The sequence below is a fragment of the Nocardia sp. NPDC051463 genome (assembly GCF_040681975.1).
Taxonomy (GTDB): Bacteria; Actinomycetota; Actinomycetes; order Mycobacteriales; family Mycobacteriaceae; genus Nocardia.
In genome coordinates, this window is sequence record NZ_JBFBAB010000003.1 from 217,596 (window position 1) to 231,098 (window position 13,503).

Consider the following 13,503-nt stretch of genomic DNA (forward strand, 5'->3'; position numbering starts at 1 on the left):
GTGCGCGCAATAGCTTGGGGATGGCTGATCGGTAGCTCCGATCGGCGGATATGGCGAGGAGGCTGCCATGGACCCCGAGGAACTATTGGCGAAAGTCGCGACTCTGCTGTGGGGGCTGGCGGACGGGGCGGTGGCCTCGCTCGCCAATGCTCTCGACTTGCCGGTGCTCACGGGGGAGGCCGATCCCGCGCTGAGTGGCAAGTTACTCGAGCCGCTGGTGAACCTGCCCGATCAACACAGTCTGTTGAAACTGGTGCACGACCTGGTCGGCAATGTCAGTGACGCCGGATCGCCGCTGCGTGCCCATGGCTGGAAGCGGTCCGACGGGACTCGCGGGCTCGCCTTCGTGCTCACCAAGAACGGCTCTCGTGGGGTGCTCGCGGTGTCCCCGGGCCCGGTCATCGATCTGGTCGTCACCCCCAACGCGGTACTCGACCATTCGGTGATCGGTGCGGAGTGGGATCTGACCGTGTCGGTCCGAACCGACAACGCGTGGACCGCGACGTTCACCCCTGGCGGCGCCGCGGCGGCGCCCGCGGGCACTGTCACCGTCACCGTCGGCAAGAAATCACTCACTGTGGGAGCGGGCGGACTCGGGATCTCGACGCAGCGCCTCGCGGCAACCCTGGTCGCGTCCCCGGCCACCCCGGCGCACGTCGAGATCAATGTCGAAAAGTTCACGGCCAGACTGTTGCCCGCTATCCTGGCCGGGTTGTTGGGCGGCAGCGGCGCGGAGACCTCACCGACCGATCTCACCCTGACGATGAGCCGGACCGAAGGTCTGCGCTTCGCCGAGGGCAGTGTGCGCGTCGAGCGCAGGATCAACCTTCAGTTGCCCGGCATCTCGGTGCGCAATTTCGCGGTCGCACTCGCCATTGACGAGGGCGGCAGGCTCGTGTTGCGGCCGAGTGTGTCGGTACTGGCGAAGCCGCCCGCGCTGCCGATGAGCGCGAGCCTCGACGAGGTGGGTATCGGTATTCCGATCCTGCTGCCCAACCGGATCGGCATCGGCACCGACCTCGTGGCCGAACTCCCGTCCGGCATGGGCATCGAGCTGCTGCTCGGACCGGTATCCGGCGGTGGCTTCTTCAAGAGGCGCGGCGCGAATGCCTACGCGGGCGGACTCGATGTCACTCTCGGCGTGCTGCATGTCACCGCTTTCGGACTCCTGCAACTGCCGGGAAACAACAACAATCCGCCACTGTCGCTGCTCGTCCTGCTGGCCGCCGAATTCCCCTATCCCGGTATCCAGTTGGGCTTCGGCTTTGCGATCGACGCGGTCGGCGGCCTGGTCGGCATCAACCGACGCGCCGACACCGATCACCTGCGCGGACTGGTCAGCGAAGGCAATGCCGATCGAATCCTGTTTCCCGGCAATGCGATTGCCCGAGCCGATGAGATCGTCGGTGCGCTGGAATCCTGCTTCCCGGTGACCCCCGGGCGATTTGTCGTCGGCCCGATGGTCCGGATCAACTGGGGCGGCCGCATGGTCAGTGTCGCCGTCGCGGTGATTCTCGAACTGCCGGCTCCGGTTCGCGCGCTGATGCTCGGGCGGGCGCTGATCGCGCTGCCGGATCCTGCGGTGCCGCTGATCCGCTTGCAAGCCAGCGTGTACGGCCAATTCGACCCCGGGGTGCCGATGGTCGATTTCCTGGTCTCCCTCGCCGGGTCCTGGATCGTCGGGATTCCGGTGACCGGCGACATCTACCTGCTCTTCCGCGGCGGCGACGACGCGGTATTCGTGTTGTCCGCGGGCGGTTTTCACCCCAAGTACACCCGTCCGCCCGGCGTGCCGCAGCTGGCTCGGCTCTCGATGGACCTCGGCGGCGGCGTCCTCGGGTTGCGCGCGGAGTCCTACTTGGCCCTGACGTCCAACTCACTGCAATTCGGCGCGCAGCTCCACTTGGACGCGACGGTCGCCGAGTGTGGGCTCGAGGGTTGGCTCGGACTCGACGCGCTGTTCGTCTGGGAGCCGACCCTGGCGTTCCAAGCGCACGTTTACGCGGGTGTCGCGGTCCTTGCCTTCGGCGAGCGGCTGGCAGGCATCGGATTGGATTTCACGCTGGAGGGCCCCGCGCCATGGCATGCCTACGGCAAGGGCAGCATCGAGGTGTTGTTCTGGGAGGTCTCGCTGGATTTCGATGTCCGGTGGGGTGATCCGGCGCCGCTCGCAAAATCGACCGACGATATCTTCGACCTTGTGGCCAAGGCCGTCGGCCAACGGGACGCGTGGGCGGTGGAGCGCCGGGCCGCGAAACGCGCGGGCATCAAGTTCACCGAGACGGCGAAGCAGGATCTCGCGAAAGGCCTAGTCGCGCAACCTGATTCGTCGTTGCAGGTCAGTCAGTCGGTCGTGCCGCTCGGCATCGCGATCAATCGATTCCACCGACTCGGTGTGCCCGAGCAGACGTGGCAGATCACCTCGGCCCATCTCGATCCCGGGATAGAGATGCCGCGGACCGAACCTGTTCCTGAGCAGTTCGTGCCCGGCGAGTACTTCGCGATGAGCGATGACGAACAACTCGGCCGTGGCGCGTTCGAGCAGCACACCGGCGGTTTCGCGCTGTCGAACACCGCTGCTGTCAAGCCCGGGCCTGCGCATGTGATGGACGACAGATACGAGACCGGCTACAAGGTGGAACTCGGTTGGTTCCCCGCCCCGCCGGCACCACGAATCATTCTGCGCTTGCGCGGCAGCTTCCTCACGGAGACTTTCGCGCGCACGATCACCGCCGCCGAACGAGTGGACCGGTGGCGGCTCGCGCAGCGCCCATTCGAGAATCTGGTTCCCAAGGTGGTGATGAACCGATGAGTCGTCGTTGGTTCGTATCGTCGGTCGAGATCGGCGCGGCCGCGGTCGCGCGGAAAACGAAGAATGCGCGGCCGAGCTTCACTCCCACGGTTGAGGTGGGTCGGTCGGTCAAGGATCAGCCGCCGGAGGAGCCCCGTCCGTTCCCCGGTCCCGACCTGCAACTACTGGGCCCCGGTGACACTGTGGGATTCGAGCCGTCGATGGTGGTCCGACGTGAGCCGCCGCCTGGCGCACTGGATGGCGCAGCCGACTATCTCGCGCTGATCGAATTCGCCGACGCGACACTGCCTTGGCTGTTCAGTATTCCAGGACCGGTGAAAAGGCCCTGGCTGGCGCTGCTCGTGCTGGCCGTCGAGGAAGGACGGCCCATGCAGGGTAGTCCGCTGTGGTCGGTCAACGTGCCCGCGACCGCACTGCCCGACCTCGCCGACGCCGCTTCCTGGGTGCATGTCGAGGCGCGCGTGGAAGGCGACGGACCGCCCAACGACGCCGTCGACCGGGACTATCGAACCGGGCTCGACACCGTCATTTCTCGGCTGATCTGCCCGCGACGGCTAGCGGCAGGCAAGCAGTGGATTGCGTGCGTGGTACCGACGACGAAGGCTGGTGTCGCTGCGGGGTTCGACCAGCCGATCCCCGCAGACGGCGCGGCGGCCGCCTGGTCGCCGGGGCAGCAGGGCGGGGTTGTGCTCCCGGTCTATGACTGGTGGGAATTCGGCACGGGAGAGGAAGGCACCTTCGAGGACCTGGCCCGAAGGATCGCACCGATCGCCGGGGAGACATTAGCGACATTGCACGGCTTCGGGTCCCGCCCGATCGATGTGCACCAGCCGTGGCCGCACGAGCAGCCACCGGCGGGTACACCAGCCGAGGTCACCGTGAAAGTGCAAGGCGCGCTGCGGCTTCCGGGATCAGAGACACACGACGAGCATTGGTCGGATCTCGCGAGCATGCAGCGCTACCGCGAGCTCATCACGCAGCGGGTCGACGCGCCCGCTGGCCGCAAAGGCCGGGTCGGTGTGCCCCCCGATCGTGACGAAAAGGCCGTCGCGCCACCGCTGTACGGCAGTCATCACACCGGGGATCAGACGTTGCCGCAATCCGGTTGGGTGCGCACGCTGAACACCCAGGTGCAGTTCCGTGTCGCGGCCGCGCTCGGTGCGCGCTATGTCCAGTTGGAACAGGAATTCCTGATGGCACGGGCCTGGGAACAGGTGGGCGCCGTCAACGAGGCGAATCGGCTGCTCGCGGCCACCGAATTGGCCGAGCAGACCGGTACGGACGCGCAAGCCAAACACCTTGCGACGATGGCGCCCGCGCCGTTGACCGGCCTTGCCGACCTGCTGCGCACCAAAGTCCACGTGGCCGATCAGGGTTCGCTCGAGCAGGTGCTCGCCGATTCGGCGGTTCCCGACGGCTCCGGATCCACCGCGTTCGTCCGGCTCACCCGCCCACACGGCGCGTTGGCACGGCGATGCGCACGTGCCGCGGGGGCTTCCGCAGGAGAAATGCCGACGGGCTCGGTACTGACCACCGCGGCGGGCGGCACCGAGGTGGTGCCCGCCAAACCGGCCCTGTGGTTCGCCGCAATCTCCGATGCGGTCGGGCCGATGGCCGCAACAGCTGTCGCCCGCGACCCGTCCTCGTTGTTCGCCGCACAGACCTTGGTCGGCTTGATCGGCGCCCAGCAGGAATCGTTCACCGCGCGTGCGGCTTTCGGCGGTGCGGACGCCGCGCGCCAACTCGCCGAGGTCGGCACCTCGATGTCGGAGACGATGGCGGGCGGCGCGCTCCCGGTGCCGCGTCCGATGCAGTTGCGCGGGCTGCGCCGATCGGTGCTGGCCGAGAGCTTGGCGACCCAGAAACCCACCGAATTCCGGGTGAACATGGGCATCGCGGCGATCGCGAGCAGTGTGCAGAAGGTCATTCGGCCGCTGCCGCTGCAGCTCGAGCGGATGAAAGAGATCATCCCGTCAGCGGCCGTCACGGCCCGCGCGGACAGCGATCCGCGACCGCTGCGCCAGATCATGACGCATCCCGAATTCGGATTCCCCATTGCCGCGGAGATTCTCGCTCGCTGGCCCGAGTGGGCGGTCCCGGGAATCACCACCTTCCCCGACAACAGCGTGACCCTGCTGGAAATCAACTCGGGGTTCGTCGAAGCACTGCTCGTCGGCCTGAACCAGGAGTTCAACAGGGAGCTGCGCTGGCGCGAATTCCCGACCGACGAAGCGGGAACTCCGTTTTCCCGCTTCTGGCCCCCCGGCGGTGTGCAACCCCAGTACGGCGAGATCGCGCTGTGGGACCCCCATATCCCGCTCGGTGAACACAGTGCCGAAGGCGCGAAGGATCTGCTGGTACTCCTGGTGCGCGGCGAGGTGCTGCGGCGCTATCCCGGCACGCTGGTGCTTGCCGCGAAGTCTGTGGACAAGAAGGTCGAAAGCGACCAGGTGCAATGGCAGGAGCCGAAGTTCGTGCTGCCGGTGGACGAGCGGACGAACCTGTACTGCTTCGATCTCGATGAGCCGACCGTCCGCACCCAGAACTGGATGTTCGTGCTGCGCGAACCGATGCGTGGCGCGCAGTTCGGATTCGATCAGTCCTCGACCAACCCGTACGAGCACTGGTACGACCTCGGCTGGCCGGAGGTGCCCCTCACCAACGGTTTCGTGAAGCGGCTCGGCGGCGCAGCGCCACCCGCCCCGCACAGCCCGGACCCCACGACCTGGCAGAGCGCGGATCCCGCCGACTTCGCCCGCATCATCTTCCAACGGCCATTCCAGATGGCCTTCTCGCCGAACACCATGCTCGGCTCGGCGTGACACGACAGGAGTAGCCATGGCCAGGACTCACAGGGTGGTCGCACACGACACACTGTTCCGGTTGGCACAGCAGTTCTACGGCAACGGTGAGCTGTTCCCGGTGATCGCGGCGGCGAACGAAATCATCAACCCGAACCTCATCGCCGTCGGCCAGACGCTGATCATTCCCGATATCATCAAGACGCACACCGCGGTGGCCGGTGACACGTTGTTCGGGCTGGCGCAAAGCTTCTACGGCAACGGTGAGCTCTTCCCGATCATCGCCGCCGCCAACCGGGTCGCGGACCCCGACCACATTGCCGTCGGCCAAGTGCTGGTCATCCCGGAACTCACCGGACAGCGCCGCCCACCGGTGATCCCCGGGACAGCGAGGATCCACATCGTCGTGGCCGGCGACACGCTGTTCGGGCTGGCGCAACGCTTCTACGGCAACGGTGAGCTCTTCCCGATCATCGCCGCCGCCAACGCAATCGCCGACCCTACGAAGCTCGCCATCGGGCGACGACTGATCATTCCACCCGTCACCAGGACCTACCGTGTTGTCACCGACGACACGTTGTTCGGGCTGGCGCAACGCTTCTACGGCAACGGTGAGCTGTTTCCGATCATCGCGGTCGCCAATGCCATCCCGAACCCCGATCTGATCTTCCCCGGCCAACTGCTGATCATTCCCGACATCGGTACCGGTCCGGTCACTCCCGACGTCAGCCCGTTCATGCTGCGTCGCACCCTGGATATGGTCCGGCTCGAGCACGACAACAAGCTGGCGCTGGCCGACGACAAGGAATTCGAGCTCGGCCGGGTACGGGCCTGGGTGGCCAGCGATCCGCCCCCCACCGAGGTACCGCACGGCAATACGCCACAGACGGTACTGAGGCCGGTGGAGCGGGCGCAGGCGGCCAGGCGCGCGGAACTGGACCACTTACGCGCCAGGCTCGACGAGACCACCGAAAACCTTGCCGCAGTGCTCGATTCGGGTTCTCCGCTGTTCGGCGAGCACAGTGCAGAGCCGATCGTATTGCTGCCCGTCCGTATCGAGACGAAATGGACCGCCGACAAACGCAGCATCAAGGTCCGCGTCTACCCCGACGACATCCACATCGACGGCTTCGACCCCGCACTCACCCCCGGCGAATTCGCCGCGGCGCGCGAGTACTGGCTGAACCCGGGTGACAAAGCCTGGCACACCCTGCTCGAGACCCTCAGCCCGAATCGCGCCGCCTGGGCGACCAGGGTGTCGCGTCCCGGTCTACCCGACCCCGCCGTGCGTAATCCACGTCAGCGACGTGCCCCCGAGGTCACCACCATGCCCGCGCGCTGGCGCTTCCTGGGCCTGGTCGGCGGGCTGGTGGTGGTCGACGAAGTCGGCGCCGACATCCCCGACCCCTTGCCGCTGGGTTTTCTCGCCGCCGACGAAGCCGCACCCGATCGCCGGCATGCCGCCTGGGCCATCGATTTCGAAGACGCAGTGCACGAGGGCATGGCCACAGTGCTGAGGCTGCCCGCCGAGGTGGACCATCTCGACGAACTCTTCGTCATCGGCGTGAGCCAGCGCGCGCCCGCCGAGGCCGCCGACCGGTTGCGCGCGACATTGCACGGTCACGCGTACACAGACGGCCTCGCCTTCCTCCCGCCGGGTACACCGACCAACAACACGCCGCAGAGCCGAGCCTCGTGGTCGTCGCGTCCCGATGGCACGCCGCCGGGACCGACGCCCCCACGCGAACCCGACATCGCCCCGCGCACCCACCGGGTGGTGGCGAACGACACGCTGTTCGGGCTGGCGAAACGTTTCTACGGCGACGGAGAACTGTTCCCCATCATCGCTGCCGCCAACCGGATCCCCGATCCGAGTGTCATCGAAAAGGGCCAGCTGCTCGTGATTCCCGCCAAACCCGGTGAACCCGAACCGAGTCCGACCGATGCCGACCGAATGGCTCGTGCACTCGGACTCACCGACGCGGGATTTCTCACCGAATGCCAGGGTGCCGAGCACACCGATGACGCGGCGGCAGAGACTTTGGCGATCCTGGCCTGGTGGGGTCTCGCGTTCAAGATGGTCGAAGACCAAGGGCTGTTCAGCACACCGGAGGAGGTGTCGCGACTCGGACTCTGGCTGACCATCAGGGATCACATGGCCGAATTCGTCCGCAGCCGTGGACCTTTGCCGACCATCCGGGTCGGACGGCAGCCCTACGGTGTGCTTCCGGTCTCGACGGTCGACGAATGGACGACCGACCGGCCCGACGATGCGGCCACGCTGATGCTGCCCTGGCTGTTGCGGCTACGACATCACTGGCGTGCCGCGCTGGTCTCCGGCTGGATTCCACGAGTGACCGACGGCTTGCCCGCCGACCAGGTCGCAGCCGACATCCTGTCCCGTCTCCCGGTGTCGAACGATCTTGTGATCCGCCGCGTGCTGTCCCCGAATGGTGGCCGGGAGAAGTTCGACAAGCTGAGTCTGCGTTCTCCTGGGCCCGCCGTGGCTGTCGGCGGCATTCTTTCCGGACTGCGCTGGGCGCAGCCCACCGAGGATGTCAGCAATCTCGCGTGGGTGTCTGATTCCAAGCCACCGGACTACGCGAAGGTCGCCGAGCGCCTCGCGCCCAACGCGGCGAAATACCCCGCGCTGTTCGCAAACAGCCGCGACCAGCTGCACGACGCCATCGACGTGCTGACCGACCGAATCACCCACGAGCAGTACCTCGAGCGGTGGCCGCTGACTATCGACGGCGTCTCACCCGATCGGCGCGCGACGATCTTCGGGACGGTCGGCTTCGCCGATGAGTCCGGATCACCGACCGACTTCCTCCCCTGGCTGGTGAGCAGCGGCAACGACGCGCCGTTCGGTCAAGAGGGACCTGATCTCGCGAAGTCGGCGCTGTCGATACCCGCGACGGTGGACCGGCTGTTGTCACAACTGATCATGGCCCCCCTGACGCCGAAGGCCGAACTCGACGCGATCGGTGATTTCGGCCGCCAGGGCCTGCCCGCCGCAGGCAAACTGCTCGCGGGCCTGGAGGCGCTGTCCCGGGTTGCGCCGCAGGACTTTCTGCCGCTGTTGTTCGAATTGTTCGACATCACCTCGCACCGTCTCGATGCCTGGGTGACCTCGTTGGCCACGCAGCGGCTCAGCCGAACACGCGCCGAGGGTGTGTCCGGGATACGTCTCGGGGGATATGGCTGGGTGGAGAATCTGCGTCCGGGCACGGTGCAGGAGTCCGACGGCTATATCCATGCGCCGTCGCTGCATCACGCGGCGACCGCCGCGGTCCTGCGCTCGGGATTCACTTCCCACAAGGGCGATTCCACGCTCGCTGTCGACCTGACTTCACGACGGGCCCGCGTTGCTCGTTGGCTGCTCGGCGGTGTGCGGCGCGGTCAGACCCTCGGCGCCCTGCTCGGGTACCGATTCGAGCGGGCGCTGCACGAGGCGAACCTCGATCCCCAGAAAGCGCGCTATCGCACGGTGTTTCCGACACCGGTGGTACCGGAACCCGCGGACGCCAACCCGCCGACCGACCTCTGGCAGCGCAGTTCCGACGCCATCGCCGCGGCGAATGTCGTCGACGGTATGCGGTTGGCCCGTGCGCACGCCAAAGGTGCGGTGCCCGCTCTACTGACCGAGCACGGATTGCTGTTCGAGCAAGGGGAGAAGATCAAGCCCATCCTCGACGACGTGGTCGACGCACTCGACGCTGTCGGTGACCTGCTGCTCGCCGAGAGCGTGCATCAGCTCGTCGGCGGCAACCCCATGCGCTCCGGGCTCGCCGCCGATACCCTCGGTCGCGGCGAGGACGTGCCCGATCGGTTCGACGTGCTGCGCACTCCCCATCGGGGACGTGCGGTGACCCATCGGCTCGCGACGGTGTTGCCGCCCGATCCGCCGCGCGAGCCCGGCTGGGGCACGGATGCTTTCGCCGAGCTGGAGCCTCGGGTCGAGGCATGGGTGGCGGGCCTGCTCGGGCCGGCCGTCGGGTGGAGGCTGTCCGGAAAATTGAGGCTGGGACAGCACTCGCAGTCGTTCACGGTCACCGCCGACGTACTCGGGCTCAGCGCACTCGGATTCGTGCTCGATGTCGCCGTCAGCGGGCAGCGTCGGATCATCGCCCGACTGGCGAAGCAGCACGGAATACCCGGCGCGGTAGCCGAATTCGACGACACTTTCGCCGAGGTGCGTGCCGTCACCGAGCGGATCAACCGGTTACTCGGCGGTGCGTCCGCCCTGCTGCCGAGGCATGTCGTCGGTGAGCAGACGAAGGTCGGAGAACCGGATTTGGCCGAGGTGCGCGATCGAGTCGCCCGATTCCTCACCGCCGTCGACACCGTCGAGCAGCGCAGTGCACTCGGCATCGAGGCGCAACTGCCGCAACGACTCGTCACATTGTCCACTGACGCAACCACTCCCGGCTGGCTCACCGCGGTCACTCTCGCGCTCGCCGACTTCCTCGGCACCAACATTCCGCTCACCGCGGAGCTCTCCGGGCTGGCGCTGCCGCCGCCGGTGGCAACGGGATCGACTGTGGCGGACTGGGTGCTGCGGTTCGCTGCGATTCGCCCGACCACCCGCACCTGGCACGAGACCCTGCTGCTGGCCGGCGTGCGGGCCGGGCGACCATGCCCGCTTGCCGCCTCTCAGCTGCCCGGCGACGGGGCCTGGATCGGCGGCACATTCAACCCGTTGCAGCGCCCGCTCGCTCGCCAGCACCTGGTTCGGCACACCCCCTTCGATCTGCCTGCCGGGCAGCCGCTGACCGGCATGGTGTTCGACGAATGGGTGGAGGTGTTGCCCGGCTCGGACGCGCTGGCGGCCACCAAAGTCGGGCCCGACGCGGTTCCGGTGGAATCAGAGTTGACCGGGGTGTCGTTCCACTTCGATCGGCCGGATGCCAAAGCGCCACAGGCGATCCTGCTTGCGGTGCCACCCGACCCGAAGCGCGGCTGGACCGCCGACGGTCTGGCCCTGGTCGTTCGCGACACGTTAGAGCTGGCCAAGCTGCGCGCCGTCGACATCGGCGATCTGCCATTGCTCGACGACATTCTGCCCGCCGTGCGCGTCGACGGACTCGGGCAACTACACGGATCGATGATCAGCGAGTTCTGGCGCACCCTGGCAGAGGAGTGAACGATGCCGCGAAGAATGGTCGATATCCTCGGGAACCCGAGGTTCCGTCTCGACGACCGCTACCGGCTGGAGCCGTTGCCGCGCAGCAATGAGGTCGCCTCCGGCCTCACCGCCCGTATGCACGACCCCGCCTGGGCATTGACGAGACAATGGCAGTTCGGCGAATTCGCCGGACAGGACGCCGGATCCCCGGTGCTGGTGGAATTGTCCGGGCACAGCACCGTCATCTCCGCATGGCGGCCCGCGGGCCGTACCGGGGAGCTGGCGGTCGACCACTCCTGGGTGCCTTATGACCCGGCATCGGGACCCCTGGACGAGATGGTGGAATCCGAGGACGTCACGGTCCTGGACGAACTGACCAGAATCGAAGGCGGCGCGCATTTCCTGCGGATGCTCGATGAGAAGGGTCTACGGGCACGCACGCCGGATGTGCTCGTGGCCTACGGTTTCCAACAGCCGCCGACCGCCCCGTCGAACCTGGTGACGTTACTCGCGCCGAAAGTGCCGGACGCCGAACGGCTGGTGGCCGACTTCACCGACGGCGCACCCGTCGTTGCTGGGCTCGGTTCCGTCCCGGCCGATTGGCTGACCTGGTGGCGCGGCCTGTTCCCCGCCGCCGGACCGGACACCTTCGACCCACACCGTTTCGAGCATCGCGTCGATATGTCCTTCGGCGACAAGGTCTTCCACTCCGAGGAGTACCTCGGCGACGGTTTGGACTGGTTCACCGTCGATCTCGATCCGGCCGCGACACCCGCACCGACGACACCGGGCGCGCTGCACATGTTCACCAGGGAGGCGATCCCCTCGACCGTCCGATACGGCGGTATTCCCGCGGACCGGTTCTGGGAAATGGAAGACGCGCAGATCGATCTCGGCTCGACCGACGTCGAGAAGCTCGACACCGGCAGGCTGCTGCTGATCGCGTTCGCGGAGGTGTACGGCAACGACCGTTTCCTGCTTCCGCTGGAGGTGCCGGCAGGCTCGCTCACCGTGCTGGACAAACTCGTCGTCTCGGATTCGTTCGGTGGCAAACACGAAATCAACCGTGCCGGTAGCGAAGAGGAGGGCTGGAATCTGTTCACGGTCAGCGGCACCGACGACGGTCTGCTGGTCATGCCGTCCGAACGCGGCGCTGTCGGCGAGCCGTTGGAGACCGTCGCACTGCTGCGCGACGAACTCGCCAACCTCGGGTGGGCGGTGGAGAAGTCCTTCACCGACCCGCAGGGCGACCGTGTCGACCGCCGCGAACGGTGGTTGCGCATCGCGCCGGAGAGCCCGCCGCCGCGCGATATCGGTTCCTACGCGGTGCAAACCATCGTCCCGGACTATTGGCTGCCGCTGGTTCCGCACGCCGTGACCCTCGACCAGATCCGTTTCGCGCTGGTGCCACTACAGCAGCCGGGGTTCACATCCGAGCCGCACGGCAGGCTGCTGCACACCGATGACTGGGTGCACGAAGAGGAGGTCCCGCGTGACGGCGCACTGGTGACGCGCCGCCCGGTGCTGGCTCGATGGTTCGACGGTTCCTGGCACTCCTGGGTCCGCAGGCAGAAGAACCCCGGTAGCGGTGAAGGCTCCAGCGGGTTGCAGTTCGATATCGTCAGGCCTTCGGAGCCGTGGCCGTGATCCGACGCCGGGACGTCGCCAATGAGTGCCGACTCGACCAGGTTCGGTCCGCCTCAACACATGCTTGATGTGCGGATAGTTGACGCGAGGAACAATGTGGGGTAAATATTTGCATGAGCAATAATCCTCATGTCAACTAAATGGAGATCTGATGTACGCGATCACTCAAGACCGGTTCGGCGGGCCCGAGGTGCTGTATCGCACGGAGGTCGAGCGGCCGCAGCCCGGTTCCGGCGAGGTGCTGGTTCGGGTGCGGGCGGCGGGGGTGAACCCAGTGGACTCGGCCGTTCGGGCCGGGTATTTCCCGCTGTTTCCGTCGCCGCCGTTCGCGCTGGGCTGGGACCTCGCGGGTGTTGTCGAGGCGGTGGGTCCTGGGGTGACGAGGTTCGAGGTTGGTGTGGAGGTTTTCGGGATGCCGTTGTTCCCGAAGGCGGCGGGTGCTTACTCGGAATACCTGGTGGCGCCCGCTGCCGAGCTGGCGGCCAAGCCTGCGGCTCTGTCGATGTCGGAGGCGGGCGCGTTGCCGCTGTCCGGGCTGACCGCATGGCAGGGTTTGGTCGGGCTTGCCCATCTCGGGCCCGGGCAGCGCGTCCTGATCCATGCCGCGGCCGGTGGGGTCGGGCATCTGGCGGTGCAGGTCGCCAAGGCTCGCGGCGCGTATGTTGTCGGCACCGCGCGGGCCGAGAATCACGTCTTCTTGACCGAGTTGGGTGCCGACGAGCTGATCGATTACACCGCAACGGATTTCACCGCCGCGATCGATCCAGTGGATGTGGTGTTCGACCTGGTCGGCGGCGAGTATGCACCGCGCTCCCTCGACGTGTTGAAGCCAGGGGGTGTGCTGGTCACCACAGTCTGTCACAATCCGGGGCTGACCTCGGCCGAAGCCGAGCGGCACGGTGTCCGCTTCGAGACCGTATCCGTCCTTCCATCAGCGGCGGACCTGGCCGAACTCGCCGGTCTCGCCGAAGCCGGAGCGCTGCGCGTCCATGTCGAGCGGGAGTTCGACCTGGTCGATGCTGCCGAGGCGCACGCGTCGACCGGAGGCGCGAAGGGTAAAACAGTCCTCATCCCGTGAGGGTCACCCCGTTCATGTCGACGTCGTCGAAGAGGCT

4 protein-coding genes and 2 pseudogenes are annotated in these 13,503 nt (G+C 66.9%); all 6 read left to right on the forward strand.

Going from position 1 to position 13,503, the window contains the following annotated elements:
* The first annotated feature begins 67 nt into the window (after nt 1–67).
* Nucleotides 68–2,812, forward strand: coding sequence for a DUF6603 domain-containing protein (locus tag AB0M74_RS08315; RefSeq protein ID WP_364903283.1), 2,745 nt, complete (start codon nt 68–70; stop codon nt 2,810–2,812).
* Nucleotides 2,809–5,634 carry a hypothetical protein gene (locus AB0M74_RS08320; protein ID WP_364903287.1) on the forward strand — a complete coding sequence of 942 codons (2,826 nt, stop codon included), beginning with the start codon at nt 2,809–2,811 and terminating at the stop codon, nt 5,632–5,634. Before AB0M74_RS08315 ends, AB0M74_RS08320 begins: the two co-directional genes overlap by 4 nt.
* 16 nt (nt 5,635–5,650) lie before the next feature.
* A pseudogene (locus AB0M74_RS08325) lies at nt 5,651–6,295 on the forward strand (LysM peptidoglycan-binding domain-containing protein); the annotation flags it as partial.
* Between the two features lie 1,071 nt (nt 6,296–7,366).
* A pseudogene (locus AB0M74_RS08330) lies at nt 7,367–7,519 on the forward strand (LysM domain-containing protein); the annotation flags it as partial.
* Nucleotides 7,520–10,762: 3,243 nt separating this feature from the next.
* Complete coding sequence (locus AB0M74_RS08335; RefSeq protein ID WP_364903290.1) at nt 10,763–12,388, forward strand: hypothetical protein; 1,626 nt, start codon at nt 10,763–10,765, stop codon at nt 12,386–12,388.
* A gap of 151 nt (nt 12,389–12,539) precedes the next feature.
* Nucleotides 12,540–13,466, forward strand: a complete 927-nt coding sequence (locus AB0M74_RS08340; protein WP_364903293.1) for an NADP-dependent oxidoreductase — start codon at nt 12,540–12,542, stop codon at nt 13,464–13,466.
* The last annotated feature ends 37 nt before the right edge of the window (nt 13,467–13,503 follow it).